The sequence below is a fragment of the Streptomyces typhae genome (assembly GCF_009755605.1).
GTDB classification, from domain to species: domain Bacteria; phylum Actinomycetota; class Actinomycetes; order Streptomycetales; family Streptomycetaceae; genus Streptomyces; species Streptomyces typhae.
In genome coordinates, this window is the sequence record NZ_WPNZ01000034.1 from 45,106 (window position 1) to 61,192 (window position 16,087).

A 16,087-nucleotide genomic window follows, 5' to 3' on the forward strand; every position below is an offset into this window, starting at 1 on the left:
CGCCCCGCCGGTCGTACGGCGGGGCGAGGGGCGTCGCGCGACGTACGGGACGCCGGTCAGGCCGCGTCCCGGCGGAAGAACGTCTTGCCGGCGATCCGCCACTCCCCGTCCTCCCGTACCAGGGAGAAGTGGTTGGTGAAGTCGTGGCCCTGGTAGCCGCGCTCGTCGAGCACCGCGACCGCCACGTCGCCGCTCACCTCGACCGAGCGGACGGTGTACGTGTAGGCCGGGACCCACGCATCGGCGTCGGTGTCGGCCGCGACCACCTCGCAGAACGCCTCGATCGGGGCGGAGACCAGCTGGTCTCCGAGGTAGCCCCACATGTACGCGTCCGCGCGGAAGGCGGCCCTGACGGCCTCGGGGTCCGCGGCGCTCACCGCCGCCACATAGGCCTCCACTGCGGCTCTGACGCCGTCCTGCGGGTCGGTGCGGTCACTCATCTCGTTCTCCTCCAGGATGACGGGGTGGCCGGCCGTACGGTGGCCTGCCACGTGCTGTGCGGCCCTGCCGTGGTCAGCCATGGTGGATCCACACGCCTTTGGTCTCGGTGAACACGTCCAGGGCGTAGGAGCCCATCTCCCGTCCCCAGCCGCTGGCCCCGAACCCTCCCCAGGGCGCGGCGGGGTCGGGTATCGCCGGCATGTTGACGAACACGGCGCCCGCGCGGACACCGGCCGCGAGGCGGTGGGCGGTCGACAGGTCCCGGGTCCACACCGCGGCGGCCAGGCCGTACCGGGTGTCGTTGGCCCGCGCCGCCAGTTCGTCCTCGTCCTCGTACGTGAGCACGGGCAGTACGGGGCCGAAGACCTCCTGCCGGGCGATGGCCATGTCGTCACGCACTCCGGCGAAGACGGTGGGCCGGTAGAAGTTGCCTGCCTCCAGGGCGCCGTCGGCGCGGGCTCCGCCGGTGACCAGCTCTGCTCCCTCGGTGACGCCCTGCTGGACCAGGGTGTCCACCCGCCGTAGATGTTCGTCGGTCACCAAGGGGCCCAGCTGCGTGTCCGGGGACAGGCCGGGGCCGAGGCGCAGGGCGGCGACGGCGGCGGCGAGTTTGTCGGTGAACTCGTCCGCGCGGCGGCCGTCGACGTAGAAGCGTGAGTACGCGGCGCAGACCTGGCCGCTGTTGAGCAGCGCGCCTTGCACATTGCCCTGGACGGCGGCGTCGATGTCGGCGTCCCGGGCGATGATGCTGGGTGCCTTGCCGCCGAGTTCCAGGGTGACCCGCTTCAGGTCGTCCGCCGAGGCCCGGACGATCTCCTGTCCCACCTCGGTGGAGCCGGTGAAGGAGACCTTGTCCACGCGTGGGTGCTCCACCAGGGCCCGGCCTGTCCCGGGGCCGCCGGTGAGCAGGTTGACGACGCCCGGCGGGAAGCCGGCCTCCTCGCAGAGCCGCACCAGGTGCACGGTGGTCAGCGGGGTCTGCTCGGCCGGTTTGACGATCACGGTGTTGCCGCAGGCCAGAGCGGGCGCCAGTTTCCACGCCGCGATCATCAGCGGGAAGTTCCAGGGGGTGATGAGCGCGCACACCCCGACCGGTTCGCGGCGGGTGAAGTGCAGCGTGTCAGGGAATGAGACCGGGCTGACGGCGCCCTCGATCTTCGTGACCCAGCCCGCGTAGTAGCGGAAGTGCTCCGCGGCCCCCGCGACGCTGACCGCGCGGGCGACCTCCAGCGGCTGCCCCTGGTCGCGGGTCTCCAGTTCCGCGAGTTCCGCGGCGTCGCGCTCGATCAGTTCGGCGACCCGCCACAGCAGCCGGGCCCGCTCCGCCGCGGGCAGAGCGGCCCACGAGGGATCGCCGAGTGCCCGTCGTGCCGCGTCGACCGCGGCGTCGGCCTCCGCCTGCCCGGCCTGGGCACAGGTCCCGATGACCGCGCCGGAGGCGGGGTCGCGGGTGGTGAACTCCGCGCCGTCCGCTGCGGTGGTCCACTCACCTCCGATGAAAAGCCGGCCTTGCACATGCATGGCGGATCCTTCTCTCGAATCTTCGTCATGGCCCGGTACGGACATGGGTCACCGCACCCGGTACGGGCACGGCTCGCCCGCGTACGGGCACAGATCACCCGTCACGGGCACGGGTCGCCCGCGTACGGGCACGGGTCGAAGGGGCACGGCCGTCGAGGGCACGGCCCCGGGGCGCGGCCCGGCCCGCGGATCAGTCGTCGAGGTTGCGCATCAGCCGGTCGACGTAGGCGCGGTGCTCCGGGATCAGCGCGCCGTCCGGGAACATCAGCGCGGTGACGTTGGCCCCGATGGTCACGCCGATGACCTCCCCCGCGAGCTCGATCACCGCGGGTGCGTCGGCGGGCTCGCCCTTGCCGCGCGCGGCGGCGATCCGCTCCGCGAGCCGCCGACGCCAGTCCTGGAGGTGGGCGCGGTACAGCGCCGCGAGTTCGTCGTTGGAGACCGAGTGCTCCCACAGCGCGAGCAGCACCCGGGCGGAGTCGATGCGGTACTGGTCGAGGGGCAGCGTCGCCTCGACGTCGTGGCGCAGTGCCTCCCTCGGGTCGGGCGACGGCTCGTCCGACCCGATCTGCTCGTTCATCTCCGCGAGGACGCTCTGGAACGTCGCGGCCACGATGCTGTCCTTGTTGGGGAAGTAGCGCTTCAGCGCGCCATTGGCGAAACCCGCCTCGGCGACGATGCTGCGCATGGTCGCGGCCTCGAAACCACCCTGGATGATGAGCTTCTTCGCGACCGCGACAATCTCCCGCCGTCGCTGATCGTGGTCGATAATCTTCGGCATAGTCTTCCCTACGCTACTGGCGATGCGGCGGGTGCACGAAGCTGGAGCCAGCTCCGTCTGCGTTCGGCCTGCCGGACCGGGTCGGCGACCGGTGAGGCGAGGAGCAGCCGCTGGGTGTAGGGATGTTCGGGGTTCCGCGTGACCGTCTCGTTCGGGCCGGTCTCGACGCACTCTCCCTGGTACATCACCGAGACGCGGTGGCAGATCCGCCGTACCACCCCGAGGTCGTGGGAGACGAAGAGGTAGGAGACGCCGGTCTCGCGCTGGATGTCGATGAACAGGTCGATCACCGCCGCCTGCGTGGTCAGGTCGAGGGCGCTGACCGGTTCGTCGCAGACGATGAGCCGCGGGCGGCGCACCAGCGCGCGGGCGATGGCGACGCGCTGGCGCTGGCCACCGGAGAACTCGCTGGGGTAGCGCGTCACGGTGTCCGCGGGGAGGCGGACGTGGTCGAGCATCTCGGCCACCGTCGTCCGCGCGTCGGCCCGGCTGGTGCCCGTGGCGGTGAGGGGCTCGGCGAGGATCTGCCCGACGGTCATCGTCGGGTCGAGTGAACCGTAGGGGTCCTGGAAGACCACCTGGAGGTCGGCGGCAAGGCGGCGCCTGGCGGCCCCCTTGAGATGCGTGATGTCCTGGCCGGCGAAGCGGATGGTGCCGGACGTGACCTCGGCGAGCCCGAGGACGGCCTTGCCGAGCGTCGACTTGCCCGACCCGCTCTCACCGACGAGGCCCACGCACTCGCCCGCCCCGATGGTCATCGAGACGCCCTTGAGTGCGCGGAATGTGCTGCGTCCGCGGCGGTAGTCGACGACGACGTCGTCCACTTCGAGCAGCGGCGCGCCGTCCCGCGACGCCGACTTCATGGACTCACGCTCCGTCGTCATGGGCTCGCGCTCCGTCGTCATGGACTCGCGCTCCGTCGTCATGGGCGCCCTCTCCGTATTCATGGGCGCCCTCTTCGCCTCCATGGACGCCTTCTCCGTGTTCTCGGACGCGTCCTCGGCCTTCGCCGACACGCTCTCGGTCTGCTCGGACGCGCCCTCGGTCCTCATGTGTGCACCTTCCGTCCGGCCTCGGCCTCGGTCTCGTTCCACGCCGCGTCCAGGTCGTCGCGGCTCTCGGTGTCGTCCTGCGAGGCGCGGATGAGTTCCGCGGTGTACGGGTCGGCGGGCGCGGCGAAGATCCGCTCGACGGTGCCGGACTCGATGATGCGGCCGTCCTTCATGACCGCGACCCGGTCGCAGATGTCGGCGACCACGCCGAAGTTGTGGGTGACGATGACGAGCGCCATCCGGTACTCCTGCTGTAGTTCACGCAGCAGTTCGAGCACCTCGGCCTGGACCGTGACGTCCAGCGCCGTGGTGGGCTCGTCAGCGACAAGCAGGTCCGGTTTGCCCGCGACCGCGCCGGCGATGAGGACTCGCTGCGCCATGCCGCCGGAGACCTGGTGCGGGTAGGAGGCCAGCACCCGGTCGGGGTCGGTGATGCCGACCTGGAGGAGTACCTCGCGGGCCCGGTCCCGTGCCTGTGCCTTGGTCAGCCCGTGCACCGCCCGCAGGGGCTCGACGAGCTGGTGGCCGATGGTGTAGCAGGGGTCGAGGTTGCTCATCGGCTCCTGGGGGACGTAGCCGATCCGGGTGCCGAGCAGGGCGTGGCGCTTGGCCCGCGGCAGGTCGCCGACCGCCTGGCCGCCGACCCAGATGCCGTCGCAGGTCGCACGGCCGTCCGCCGGGAGCAGGTCGAGGGCGGAGAACATGGTCTGCGACTTGCCCGATCCCGACTCGCCGACGATGCCGAGCACTTCCCCGGGGGCGACGTCGAGGCAGACTCCGCGGACGACCTGCTTGTCGCCGTGCGCCGTGGCGTAGGCGACGCGGAGGTTCTCGATCCGCAGCACGCTCCGCTCCACGGTGTGGGCCAGCTCGCCGGTCCGCGCGGTCGTCTCGTCGGCCGGCCGGGCACCGCGCCGGCGCCGGGGTACCGGTTCGGTGCGTACGCTCACCAGGTCGGCGAGGGTGGATCCCATGAACGCGAGCGCGGCGATCGTGACGCCGAGGGCGACCGAGGGCCACAGCAGGATCAGCGGGTGGGTCCCCATGGTGCGGAACCCGTCGTTCATCATCTGCCCCCAGTCGGGGGTCGACGCGGTGCCCACGCCGAGGAACTGCAGGCCGGTCTGCATGCCCATCGCGATGCCCGCGGTGAGCGCGGACTGGATGATGACGGGTGCGCGCACGGCCCGGAACATGTGCGCGTGCAGGATCCTGGTGTGGGTGAGACCGGCGACGCGGGCCGCGTCGACGTAGGGCTCCTTGCGTACGGCGAGCGCCCTGGAGCGGGAGATGCGGTAGTAGCCCGGCGCCATGAACGCGCCGACCGTCACCATGAGGACCGTGAAGTCGGCGCCGGTGCCCGCGGCGACGATGAGGAGGACGATCATGCCGGGTACGGACTGCACACCGTCGCTGATCCACGAGCAGATCCGGTCGGTGATGCCGCCGAAGTATCCGGCGGCCACGCCCGCGGGCACGCCGAGCCCTACGCCCACCAGGCAGGCCACGGCGGCCCCGTAGACGGTCGTGCGCGCGCCGTACAGGAGCCTGCTGAAGATGTCGCGGCCGGCGGAGTCGCCGCCCATCCAGTGCTCGGAGCTGGGCGGGGCCTGGGTGAGGCCCAGGTCGACGAGGTTGGGGTCGTGCGGCGCGAGCAGCGGGGCGAAGAGTCCCACGAGGACCACGAAGAGGAACACCGCGAGGGCGGTCACGCCGAGCGGGCGGCGCAGAAAGCGCGACCAGAGTCGCCGCTGGGCCTGGACGGCGTCCCCCGGAGGGGGGAGTACGGCCTCTGTCATGACTCACGCACCTTCGGGTTGATCCACCCGAGCACGAGGTCGAGCAGGAAGTTGACGAGGACGACGAAGACGACCGTGACGGCGGTCAGGCCGAGCAGGATGGGGATGTCGCCGATCTGGGCGGCGGACTGGGTGAGACTGCCGATGCCCGGGAGGTTGAAGATGATCTCCACGACGATCGCGCCGCCGAGCAGTCCGACGAACATCACCGCGAGGACGGTGAGCGCGGCGGGCGAGGCGTTGCGCAGCACGTGCGTCGTGACGCGGCGGGAGGAGAGGCCGCGGGCGCGCAGGGTGCGGACGAAGTCCTGTTTGGTGACCTCCATGAAGCCGTTGCGGAGCTGTTCGGCGATCATCACGATCGCGGCGAGCGCCAAGGCGACCGACGGCAGGGTGATGGAGCTCAGCCACGCGGAGGGCGACTGGGTCAGGGGCACATAGCCCACCGCGGGGAACCACTTGAGCCGGACCGCGAACGTCATGACGAGCACGAGGCTGACCCAGAACCCGGGCAGGGCGAACAGGACGACCGAGGCGACCTTGAGGACGCGGGCCAGGATCCCGTCGGGGCGCAGCCCGGTGGCGATGCCGACGGCGAGCCCGACGACGGCCGCGAGGAGGGTGGCGGCGAGGACGACGGACAGGGTGACCGGGACGCGCAGGGCGATCTGGTCCGAGACGGGCTGGAAGTTGCGCCACGACGTGCCGAAGTCGCCGCGGACCGCGTGCGAGAACCAGTCCCAGAACTGGGTGATGAGCGGGCGGTCCAGGCCGAGCTGCTCGTGCAGTGCGGCCCGCTGGTCCGGGGTGGCGTTGTTTCCGAGCAGGCCGGCGGTGGGGTCGCCGATGGCCAGGTGGGCCAGGAAGAAGGTGGCGGAGGTGACGACGAGCAGGAGGACGACTCCTGACAGCAGTCGCCGAATCGTGAATCTGATCATGTAGGGACCCCTCTGAAGGCGGGGGCCGCCCGTGGACCGGGCGGGCCCCGCCGGAACAGGAACTAGCCGCGCTGGACGAACCGCAGGGTGGGGAACATCATCCCGGTGATCGGCGTGACCTTGATGCCCTTGTTGCTGAAGTAGGTGTTGTTCGCCTGGTACCAGACGTCCTGCCAGGCCTGGTCGGTGATCTCCTCGTTGAGCTCGCGGATCAGGGGGAGCTGCGCCTCGCCCGTCGCCGCCTCGACCTTGCCGACGAGGTCGTGGACCTTGGGGAAGTCCTTGGTCGAGGGGTTCGGGTTGAACCACTGCTGGGAGGTGATCCGGCCGTCGACCGAGGCCGCCGCGTTGGAGTCGAGGGCCAGGACCGCCACGAACATGGGGAAGGTGGCGGCGTTCTTCTGGTAGTCGGCCGGTGACAGGTTCTTCCACTTCACCTTGATGCCGAGCTTGCCGAGGGTCTGCTGCACGGAGGGCTGCCACGGCTGGAAGATCGACGACATGGGCATCGTCACCTTGAACCCGTCGGGGTAGCCGGCCTCGGCCATGAGCTTCTTGGCCTTGTCGAGGTCGAACGGGTACCGGCCGTTGAGCGCCTTGTCGTACACCGGGCGGCCCGCGGGGAACATCTGGTTGGTCGCGACCCCGGCGTTCTGGCCCACGGACTTGAGCATGGCCGCGCCGTCGAAGGCGTGGTTGATGGCCCGCCGCACCCGGATGTCCCCCAGGGGCTTGAACTGCTTGCCGGTGCGGTCGGTGAACTGGATGCCCACCCAGGTCGCGACGTCGGAGGCGACGTTCCAGCCGGCCCCCTTCGCCCGGGGGATGTCCGCAGCGTTGGCGTAGGCGACGTCGAGCTGGCCGGAGCGCATGGCGTTGAAGCTCGCGGTCGGGTCGGCGATCGGCTGCACGTGCACCGTGCCGAACGGGTAGGTCTTGTCGTCCCAGTGCCCGGACTTCTTGGCGAAGACGTACTCCGAGCCCGGCGCCGACTTGCCCTTGTCGTAGGTGTACGGGCCCGAGCCGACGGGCTGGGTGGCCAGCGACTTGGTCTTGATCGCGGCGGGTGAGGCCATCCAGCTGCGCCCCAGCCCCATGTAGTACAGGAGGGCGTCGTCCTTCTTCTTCAGGTGCAGGGAGACGGTGTCCGCGTCCACCTTCTTGATGTCGGTGACGTTGGCGTACGTCTGTCCCGACCGGACGCCGGCCTTGAGGTGCTGGAGGTTCTGCACCGCGGCCGCGGCGTCGAAGGGCTGACCGTCGCTGAACTTCACGCCGGTGCGGAGGTCCAGGGTGAGGGTCAGGCGGTCCGCGGAGTACTTCCAGGCCTTGGCGAGCCCGGGAACGGCCTTGGAGTCCTTGTCGAGGGAGATCAGCGGGTCGTAGACGGCCGACAGGTAGGGGCCGTCGAAGCCGATGTCGGCCTGGGCCGGGTCCCAGGACGTGATGTCGAGGAGCGTGCCTATCTTGATATCGTCGGTGGCGGTGCCGCCGGCGGGGGTGGTCGTGTTCGTACACGCGGCCACGGTGAACGCGGCGACCGCGACAACGGTGGCTCTCCAGATTCGCTTCATGGAGTCTTCTCTCGCGTAAGAGGGGCGCTGGTGCCGGATCGATCCGGGAGAGGAACCGCCCGACCTCTCGCCGTCACAGCGCGCGGCGCACAGATTGAGAGTGGGTGTGCGGGGGTGTTTGCCTGCCCGCCGCCTCACGTGTCGTGGCCGTTAGTCTACGGTCGTCGGCAAAAAAGGCAATGGCCCCACCACAGCCAATTGGCGAGCGATGGGGCCACTGTCAGGACCACGATGGGGCCACTGTCAGGACCATGGGCCAAAGGCCTGGTCAGACCGCTTCGGCGACGACGACCCGCGGACTTCCCGGCAGCGCGATCACCTCGCGCCGGCGCCAGCCCGACGCCTCCAGCCATGCCGTGACCTCGGACTCCGGGTAGACCACCGTACCGTCGATGACGAAGTACTCACCCGCGTGCAGGGCATCGATCGGACGCTGCCGGTCGTCGTCGTCGAGGAGGAAGTCGAGCAGCAGCAGGGTCGCTCCGGGGCGGGCGGCGGCTCGGGCGGCGGCGAGAATGGCGCGGTTCTGCTCGGCGGTGAAGCGGTGGACGACGTGGTTGACCATGACGAGGTCGTGGTCCCCGCCCGGCTGGGCGGTGTCGGTCGGCGCGGGATCGATCCGGACCCGGTCCGCGAGACCCGCCGCGCCGAGCGCCTCGGTGACGGACTCGGTGGAGGCCGGGTCGTAGACGAAGCGGGCCGACAGCTCGGGGTTGGCCCGCAGCGCGCCGATCGCGAAGTCCGGGGAGAGCCCGCCGAGGTCGAGCAGGTCCCGGTAGGGCCCGAAGTCGAAGGACCGGGCGAGCATGGCGGCGTGCAGCGCGTTGTAGCGCATGACACCGGCCATGAACGTCTTCCAGCGCTCCTCGTTCATGTCCAGCTCACCGGGCTTGGTGCTGTCGACGGTGGCGTCGAACTGCAGCCAGTGGCCGTAGCTGATCTCGTTCAGGAAGGCGAGGAAGGGGTGCAGGTCGAGGTCGCCCTCGCCCGTCAGATGGGCGGCGGCGTCCGGTGCGAGCCGGTAGCGGCCGTCACTGCGCTCGAGGAGGCCGAGGCCGTTCATGGCGTCGGCGAGTATGCGGGCCATCTGCTCGCTCAGCCCGGTCGCCGAGGCGAGCCCGGCCACGTCGCGCTCCTCTTCGGCGAGGGCGCGGAACACGCCGGTGCGCGCGGCGGCGAAGAGCTGCTTCGCCCCCATGTAACCGATCGCTATGTCGACGATGCGGTCGGGCGTGGCGGGCGTACTGGGTGCGGTCATGAGGTCCTCCTGAGATGTTGTCGTACGACTGTCGGGTGCAGCGGCGGGCGTCGGCGCGGGGCCGCCCATGTCACCAGGTGCCGTCGGCGGCGACGTCGCGGTCGAGCCACAGGTCCGCCACCGCCTGGCGCAGGGCCGGGGCCCCCACCCGTTCGAGGAGCGCGATGGCGCCCACGTTGTCCTCGAGCTGCGCCTGCTTGGAGACTCCGACCAGCACGTTCGCGGTCGCGGGGTTGGCCAGGCAGAAGGCGATGCCCAGCTGTGCCGGGGACGCGTCGAAGGCGTCGGCGAGACGGCGCACCTCGCCGTAGGACTCGGCGACCCGCTCGCGGATACCTCCCACGTCGGCGCCGATCTTGCGGTCCGGGCGCAGGTTGCCGACCAGGATGCCGCCCTCGAAGACGTCGGACGCCTGCAGGGCGAGTTCCCCGGCCTCGAACAGCGGGGCGTAGTAGCGTCCCTCGGCCATCGACCTGCGGACCAGACCGTACTTGAGCTGGGCGAACGAGGGCGGCACCAGACCGCGCTCACGTGCGATGTCGAGCGCCGCCCGCAGATCGGGGTAGCGCCAGTTGTTCACGCCCCAGGTGGTGAACCGGCCCGCGTCGATCTGCTCGGCGACGTCGGCGACGACCCGCTCGACGTCGAGATCACCGAAGTAGTCACCGACGACGACCATGTCGGCCCGCTCGACGCCGACACGCTCCAGTGACGTCTTCATCTGCTGGGTGAAGCCGGTGCCGGGATAGTCCCAGAGCCAGAGCTTGCCGCAGAACTGCCAGTCGGCGCGTGCGAGACCTGCCTCCCGTACGGCGCGGCCGAAGATCAGGTCGGTGCGGGCGTTCTCCGCGTGTGGGCCCATGTTGTAGTGCGCGACGTCGAAGAAGGCACAGCCGAGCTCGGCGGCCCGTGCGACCAGTGACACCGCGTCGTCGAAATCCATCCGGTCCCAGGTGTTCCAGGACCCCAGGGAAAGGACCGGTACGTCGGGGCCATCGGGCCCCAACCCGCGTCGGGGAAAGGACTGTTCAGCGCTCAAAGCTCCTCCCGAAGCCTCGGCCTTTTTCGTCTACGCTTGTATACTATAAAGCGGACGCCGTGACAAAGGTCTCGGCGCGAGGGGAGTAAAGATGCAGCGCACACGTACCGTGCTCGTCACCGGTGGAGCGGGGGGCATCGGCCGGGGGGTGGCCGCCGCGTTCTCGGCGGCGGGCGACACCGTGGTGATCGCCGACCGGGACGCGGAGGGCGTCACGCGGACAGCGAAGGAACTCGGCGTCCACGGCCTGGCCCTCGACATCACCGACACGGCCGCGATCACCCGTGAACTCGACGCGCTCCAGGCGGAGTTCGGCCCGGTCGAGGTCCTTGTGAACAACGCGGGCCTGCTCACCGTCCACGGCGCGCTCCTGGACCTGCCCGGCAGCGACCTGGACACCATCCTGCGCACCAACGTGGTGGGCACGTTCCTGATGACGCAGCACGTGGCCCGCCGGATGGTCGACGCCGGGATCGCCGGGGTGATCGTCAACATGTCCTCCATCGGCGGCAGGCAGCCGACCCCGGGCATGGGCGGGTACGAGAGCAGCAAGGCGGCCGTGGACGCGCTCACCCGCTGGGCGGCCATCGAGCTGGCCGCACACAACATCCGGGTCAACGCCGTGGCGCCAGGACCCGTCCTCACCGAGATGCTGGCCACCGGCATGCCGGAGGGCTCGCCGCAGCGCCGGGCATGGGAGGACCGCATCCCCCTCAAGCGCCTGGCCGCGGTGGACGACGTCGCCGCGGCGGCCGTCTTCCTCGCCGGTGAGAGTGCCGCGCACATCACCGGGACCAGCCTTCCGGTGGACGGCGGGCAGTTGCTCACCTGAGCGCTCCGCAGGCCGCTTCCGCGGGGCTGCGCGCGGCTCCGCGGAAGCCGTGTGCCGCCCTCGGGCCGGTGGGGCTGGTCGCGCAGCTCCCCGCCCCCCTGCGGGGCGCGATCCCGCAACGGGGGGCGACCACTCGGAACGCGAGTGCGGACGGATTCGGGCCTGCCGGGTGGGATCACCCGGCAGGCCCGAATCCGTCCGCACCGTGCTGTGTCCGAGCGCCTCGATCAGGCGATCTCCGCCGCAGGCACCCGTGCCCCCTGCTCATGGACGACCTTGCCGTCCACCACGGTCAGCGCCACACCGACGTCCGGCAACTCGGCCGGGGTCAGGGCGAGCGGATCGGCCTCCAGTACGCACAGGTCGGCCGCCATACCGGGGGCGAGTGTCCCCTTCCAGGACGCGGCGTGGTCCTGGCGGGCGGGCTCCACCGTGTAGCAGCGCAGCAGCTGCTCCATGCGCGCACGCGGGTCGGCCGCGGGCCCCATCCACTCGTCGGCGGCCGCGATCTGGCGCCGCCAGTCCGGTGAGAGCACGGGCGCGTCGGAGGTCAGACACATGGACACACCCGCGTCGAAGGCCGCCTGGAGCGGCCACGCGGCCGCCGCCGAGCCGGCACCGAGCGCGTCGTCCACCAGGGACCGCGTACGCACCGCGATCTCCGGCTGGGTGTCGAGGCCCACCCCGAGCGCGGCCATCCGGCGCAGCTGCGGCGCGGTGACGAGGTCGCCGTGGATGATGTAGTGCCCCAGGTCGACATCGTGCTCGGCCCTCGCCCGCTCGACCGCGTCGAGGGTGACGTCGATGGAGCGGTCCCCGGTGGCGTGCACTCCGACCTGCCGCCCCGCACGGTGCGCGGCCACGATCATCCGCGCCAGGTTCGCCTCACGCTCGGCGTCGTCGGCGCCCGCCACGAGCAGGGCCGGTCTGACGCCGTCGGCGTAGCAGCGGTGCGTATAGGCCGACCGCATCGGCGGGATGCCGTCGGCGAATATCTTGACCCCGGCGAACCGCAGCCACCGCGGGTCGCTCGTCGCGCCGTCGGTGGCGGCGAGGCCGGACAGGAAGTGCTCCAGGTCGCTCGGCCCGTCGAGCTCGCCGTAGAGCCACAGGACGGTGACCCTGGCCCGCAGCCGCCCCTCGGCGGCGAGCAGGCGGTACTGCTCGGCGACCGAGGTTCCGAAGGCGCCGGTCGCCCCGTGGTCCTCGCCGGGGCCGAGGCCGGGCTCCGTGTAGCTGGTGATGCCGAGCGAGGCGGCGAGCTCCCCGGCGCGGAGGATCGCACCGCGCCGCGCCTCGTCGTCGAGGAGCGGGCGTTCCGGAGGCGGGCCGGGAGCGACGTGCTCGCCGAAGAGGGTGTCGGGCCACATGGCTCCCAGCCAGGTGGCGTGCAGATGGGCGTCGTTGATGCCGGGCAGGACGGCACGTCCGGCCAGGTCGACGACCTCGGTCGAGGCACCGGCGAGCGCCAGGACCTCGGAGTCGTCGCCGGCACGGGCCACGAGCCCGTCGCGCAGGGCGACGGCGGACGCGGTCACCCCCCTGCCGCCCGGGGCCAGAGTGTGGACGACGCCCCCTCGGAGGATCAGGTCGGCCGGTGCATTACGGGCGTCGCCGTCTGCTGTGCGCACGGGTGCTCCTCGTCGCTCTCAGGGTCTCGACATTTGAGTCGACAGTCGTAGACTAACGCATCGTCGAGCCCTTGATCCGCTCGATCCGAAGGAGTTGTGATGGACATTCCCTCCTCGACACGTGCCGCCGTACTCACCGCACACGGCGCCGCGTTGGACCTCACCGACCTGCCGCTGCCGGAGAAACCGGAGCCGGGCGCCGCCCTCGTACGCATCGTCTGCACGACGCTCTGCGGCACCGACATCGAGATCTGGTCGGGCAAGATGACCTTCCCCGGGATGCTGCCGATGGTGCTCGGCCACGAGATGGTCGGCGAGATCGTCGCGCTCGGCGAGGACACCCGGGACGCCCTCGGCCGCAAGCTCTCCGTCGGGGACCGCATCGGCTGGTCGGAGTCGACCTGCGGCGCGTGCCACGGCTGTACGGTGCTGCGCGAGCCGGTCGCCTGTTCCAACCGGGGCTACGGGTTCCTCCAGCGCTCCGACGTCCCGCCGTACGCCACCGCGGGTCTGTCCGAGTACGCCTACGTGGTCCCGGGCGCGGCCAAGCTGCTGTTGCCCGCGGAGGTCCCCGACACCTGGGCCGCGATGGCGGGCTGCGCGGCGAAGACCGTGCTGAGGGCGTTCTCCCGAGTCGGCGGCGTGCGCCCCGGCTCCCGCGTCGTCGTCCAGGGCTCGGGGGCGCTCGGCCTCTTCGCGACCGCCGTGGCCCACCTCAGCGGCGCGGCGAGTGTGATCACCGTCGGCTCGCCCCCGGCGCGCCTCGTCCTGGCCCACGAGTTCGGCGCCGACGAGACGGTGGACATCGCCGAGGGCTCCGAGGCCGTCGTCTCCCGCGTACGGGAACTCACCCGCGGCCGCGGTGCCGACCTGGTCCTGGACTTCGCCGGCGCGCCGTCGGTGGGTCGGGAGGCCGTGGAGATGGCGGCGCAGCGCGGCCGGGTCGTCGTCGTGGGCAGCACGGGGCCGGTCGCCGAACCGCTCGCCCTCGGCACGGTGATGGGCAAGGAACTGAGCATCGTCGGTTCGCTCAACGGCGACATCGCCGACTACCACGACGCGATCGAGTTCTTCACCTCGTTCCCCGAGCGCATGCCCTGGGACCGGCTGTTCGGCAAGCCCGTCGGCCTGTCCGAGGCCTCCGCGCGCATCACCGCGATGAGCAGGCACGAAGAGATCAAGGCCGTCATCGATCCCCGGATCGCCTGAGGCGCAGACCGCGTCAGCGAGACAGAGAAAGGAACCACACGTGACCACCACAGTGCTCCCCCGGCGCCGGATCGGCACCAGCGAACTCGAGGCGTCGGTGCTGTCCCTCGGCTCGTGGCACACCTTCGACCGGATGGACTTCGCGGACGCCGTCGCCATGGTCCGCCACGCGCTCGACGAGGGCGTCAACCTGTTCGACGTCGGCGTCTACGGGCTGCCCGGCGCGCCCCCCGTCTTCACCGACGTGCTGTGGGGCGCGATCATGCGCGCGACCGGGGCGCCCCGGGACACCTACCTCGCCTCGGTGAAGCTGTGGATCGAGGGCTTCGGCGCGGAGGGGTTCGCCCCGCAGCTGAAGAACGCGTTCCTGCGGACCGGGCTCGACCATGCCGACCTGGTAATCCTCGGCGACCTGCGGCGCGACGACGTCGCGCTGGAGGACCTGGTCGGTGACCTCGCCGCCCTCACGGAGGCCGGACTGATCCGCGCCTGGGGCGTGAACAACTGGTCGGCCGCGAACATCCGCGCCCTGCGCCGGATCGCCGCCGAACGGGGAGTTCCCGGACCGCAGATCGCCCAGCTGAAGTACAGCCTGGCGCGCCGCGCGATTCCCGAAGGGCAGCCGTTCGCGGAGCTGTTCGCCGACGGGTTCAGCATGCAGGCCTCCGACGTCCTGGAGGGCGGCATCCTCGCCGGGCGCACCTCGCCCGAGCGGGAGATCGGCCGCGACCCCGGCTCGATCCGTGACGCGATCGTGGCCACGGTCCCGGGCATCACCGAACTCGCCGGCAAGCTCGGCACCACGCCCGCCCAGCTCGCGATCGCGTTCACGCTCGCCCATCCCGCCAACACCACGACGCTGGTCGGCGCCACCCGCCTGGAGCAGGTCCGGCAGAACATCGGCGCCCTTGACCTCGTACAGCGGGTCGGAGCCGACGAACTGCGGTCCCTCGTCGACCCGTTCTGGTGCGACCGCGGCATCGTCGCCCCGGAAGGCCCCTGACCGTGACCACTTCCCAGGCGCCGCGCCCGCGGCCCGTCCCCTACGACCCGGGGCTCGAACCGGGCCTCGCGGCCTGTCGTGAGCTCATCGAGCGGATTCCGCTGCGGGCCGACACGATCCTCGCCAACCGCGCGCACTTCGCCACGCTCGTGCCCCCCGTCGAGGCGGCGATCGGTGCGCACCCGGTCGAGTTCGAGCACGTCACCGTGGCAGGTCCGGCGGGGGCACCGGATGTCGAGCTGACAGTCCTTCGGCCGCGCGGCGGTGTCCGCGACGCGCCGGGGATCTACGGCATCCACGGTGGCGGCATGGTGCTCGGCAACCGGTTCTTCGGCATCGACGCCCTGATCGGCGAGGTCCTGGAGTTCGGCGCCGTCGCCGTGAGCGTCGAGTACCGGCTCGCGCCCGAACATCCCGCGCCGGCCGCCGCGGAGGACTGCTACGCGGGCCTGGTCTGGTTCGCCGAGAACGCCGCCGCCCTCGGCGTGGACCCCGACCGCATCCTCGTCGGCGGGGCGAGCGCCGGCGGCGGCCTGAGCGCCGCGGTGGCCCTGATGGCCCGCGACCGCGGCGGCCCCGCCCTCGCCGGGCAGGTCCTCGACTGCCCGATGCTCGACGACCGGAACACCACGGTGTCGAGCTTGCAGTACGACGGCATCGGCATCTGGGACCGCAACAACAACGACACGGCCTGGAACGCGATCCTGGGCACGGACCGCGGCACCGACGCCGTCTCGCCCAACGCGGCGCCCGCGCGCGCCGCCGACCTGTCCGGGCTGCCGCCCGCCTACGTCTCGGTCGGGGCGGCCGAGGTGTTCCGCGACGAGGCCGTCGACTACGCCACCCGGATCTGGGCGACCGGTGGGCAGGCCGAGCTGCATGTGTGGGCCGGCGGCTACCACGGCTTCTCGGGCTTCTCCCCCGACACCGAGGTGTCCCGGGCCGCCGTGGCCACTCGGGAGTCGTGGATGCGACGCGTCCTCGGCACCGGCGGCCGGTCCCGGTGACC

At 71.3% G+C, this 16,087-nt stretch carries 14 protein-coding genes; 4 read left to right on the forward strand and 10 right to left on the reverse strand.

All coding sequences use genetic code 11. From position 1 onward, the window contains the following. Window positions 1-56: 56 nt before the first annotated feature. From GPA10_RS38765 to GPA10_RS38805, 9 genes are all read right to left on the reverse strand, one after another. Window positions 57-521 (reverse strand): nuclear transport factor 2 family protein, encoded by a 465-nt coding sequence (locus GPA10_RS38765; protein ID WP_157169525.1) that lies wholly within the window; start codon window positions 519-521, stop codon window positions 57-59. After that, window positions 514-1,962, reverse strand: coding sequence for an aldehyde dehydrogenase family protein (locus GPA10_RS38770; RefSeq protein WP_157169526.1), 1,449 nt, complete (start codon window positions 1,960-1,962; stop codon window positions 514-516). The genes GPA10_RS38765 and GPA10_RS38770 overlap by 8 nt, the downstream gene beginning before the upstream one ends. Window positions 1,963-2,152: 190 nt before the next feature. Further along, complete coding sequence (locus GPA10_RS38775; protein WP_058852513.1) at window positions 2,153-2,743, reverse strand: TetR/AcrR family transcriptional regulator; 591 nt, start codon at window positions 2,741-2,743, stop codon at window positions 2,153-2,155. A gap of 8 nt (window positions 2,744-2,751) precedes the next feature. Continuing rightward, on the reverse strand, window positions 2,752-3,627 hold the full coding sequence (locus GPA10_RS38780) for an ATP-binding cassette domain-containing protein (protein WP_425505888.1): 876 nt from the start codon (window positions 3,625-3,627) through the stop codon (window positions 2,752-2,754). A 164-nt stretch (window positions 3,628-3,791) separates the two neighbouring features. Continuing rightward, on the reverse strand, window positions 3,792-5,594 hold the full coding sequence (locus GPA10_RS38785) for a dipeptide/oligopeptide/nickel ABC transporter permease/ATP-binding protein (protein ID WP_157169527.1): 1,803 nt from the start codon (window positions 5,592-5,594) through the stop codon (window positions 3,792-3,794). After that, complete coding sequence (locus tag GPA10_RS38790; RefSeq protein WP_058852511.1) at window positions 5,591-6,532, reverse strand: ABC transporter permease; 942 nt, start codon at window positions 6,530-6,532, stop codon at window positions 5,591-5,593. Before GPA10_RS38790 ends, GPA10_RS38785 begins: the two co-directional genes overlap by 4 nt. 62 nt (window positions 6,533-6,594) lie before the next feature. Beyond that, window positions 6,595-8,106 (reverse strand): ABC transporter substrate-binding protein, encoded by a 1,512-nt coding sequence (locus GPA10_RS38795; protein WP_157169528.1) that lies wholly within the window; start codon window positions 8,104-8,106, stop codon window positions 6,595-6,597. Between the two features lie 268 nt (window positions 8,107-8,374). Beyond that, window positions 8,375-9,364, reverse strand: coding sequence for a methyltransferase (locus tag GPA10_RS38800; protein ID WP_157169529.1), 990 nt, complete (start codon window positions 9,362-9,364; stop codon window positions 8,375-8,377). 70 nt (window positions 9,365-9,434) lie between these two features. Further along, complete coding sequence (locus GPA10_RS38805) at window positions 9,435-10,403, reverse strand: aldo/keto reductase (RefSeq protein ID WP_157169530.1); 969 nt, start codon at window positions 10,401-10,403, stop codon at window positions 9,435-9,437. A 91-nt stretch (window positions 10,404-10,494) separates the two neighbouring features. Here GPA10_RS38805 and GPA10_RS38810 point away from each other — a divergent pair, with 91 nt between their 5' ends. Continuing rightward, the gene (locus GPA10_RS38810) at window positions 10,495-11,235 is read left to right on the forward strand and encodes an SDR family NAD(P)-dependent oxidoreductase (RefSeq protein WP_157169531.1); all 741 of its coding nucleotides are present in this window, start codon (window positions 10,495-10,497) and stop codon (window positions 11,233-11,235) included. 227 nt (window positions 11,236-11,462) lie between these two features. Here the strand turns inward: GPA10_RS38810 and GPA10_RS38815 are convergent, their stop codons facing one another. Next, complete coding sequence (locus GPA10_RS38815) at window positions 11,463-12,866, reverse strand: amidohydrolase (RefSeq protein WP_058852506.1); 1,404 nt, start codon at window positions 12,864-12,866, stop codon at window positions 11,463-11,465. 99 nt (window positions 12,867-12,965) lie between these two features. On the opposite strand from GPA10_RS38815, the gene GPA10_RS38820 reads away from it, so the two are divergent. Genes GPA10_RS38820 through GPA10_RS38830 form a run of 3 tightly spaced genes read left to right on the forward strand, consistent with a single transcriptional unit; the run spans window position 12,966 to window position 16,085 of the window. Continuing rightward, complete coding sequence (locus GPA10_RS38820) at window positions 12,966-14,075, forward strand: zinc-binding dehydrogenase (protein WP_157169532.1); 1,110 nt, start codon at window positions 12,966-12,968, stop codon at window positions 14,073-14,075. 40 nt (window positions 14,076-14,115) lie between these two features. Further along, entirely contained in the window at window positions 14,116-15,078 is a 963-nt protein-coding gene (locus tag GPA10_RS38825; RefSeq protein WP_058852505.1) for an aldo/keto reductase, read from the forward strand. Between the two features lie 2 nt (window positions 15,079-15,080). Further along, on the forward strand, window positions 15,081-16,085 hold the full coding sequence (locus tag GPA10_RS38830) for an alpha/beta hydrolase (protein ID WP_058852504.1): 1,005 nt from the start codon (window positions 15,081-15,083) through the stop codon (window positions 16,083-16,085). The last annotated feature ends 2 nt before the right edge of the window (window positions 16,086-16,087 follow it).

What these genes read in the sequence shown, in the direction of transcription:
- GPA10_RS38765 (WP_157169525.1), bottom strand. Translation starts at nt 521, where the DNA reads ATGGCTGACCACGGCAGGGCCGCACAGCACGTGGCAGGCCACCGTACG.
- GPA10_RS38770 (WP_157169526.1), bottom strand. Translation starts at nt 1,962, where the DNA reads ATGCATGTGCAAGGCCGGCTTTTCATCGGAGGTGAGTGGACCACCGCA.
- GPA10_RS38775 (WP_058852513.1), bottom strand. Translation starts at nt 2,743, where the DNA reads ATGCCGAAGATTATCGACCACGATCAGCGACGGCGGGAGATTGTCGCG.
- GPA10_RS38780 (WP_425505888.1), bottom strand. Translation starts at nt 3,627, where the DNA reads ATGACGACGGAGCGTGAGTCCATGAAGTCGGCGTCGCGGGACGGCGCG.
- GPA10_RS38785 (WP_157169527.1), bottom strand. Translation starts at nt 5,594, where the DNA reads ATGACAGAGGCCGTACTCCCCCCTCCGGGGGACGCCGTCCAGGCCCAG.
- GPA10_RS38790 (WP_058852511.1), bottom strand. Translation starts at nt 6,532, where the DNA reads ATGATCAGATTCACGATTCGGCGACTGCTGTCAGGAGTCGTCCTCCTG.
- GPA10_RS38795 (WP_157169528.1), bottom strand. Translation starts at nt 8,106, where the DNA reads ATGAAGCGAATCTGGAGAGCCACCGTTGTCGCGGTCGCCGCGTTCACC.
- GPA10_RS38800 (WP_157169529.1), bottom strand. Translation starts at nt 9,364, where the DNA reads ATGACCGCACCCAGTACGCCCGCCACGCCCGACCGCATCGTCGACATA.
- GPA10_RS38810 (WP_157169531.1), top strand. Translation starts at nt 10,495, where the DNA reads ATGCAGCGCACACGTACCGTGCTCGTCACCGGTGGAGCGGGGGGCATC.
- GPA10_RS38820 (WP_157169532.1), top strand. Translation starts at nt 12,966, where the DNA reads ATGGACATTCCCTCCTCGACACGTGCCGCCGTACTCACCGCACACGGC.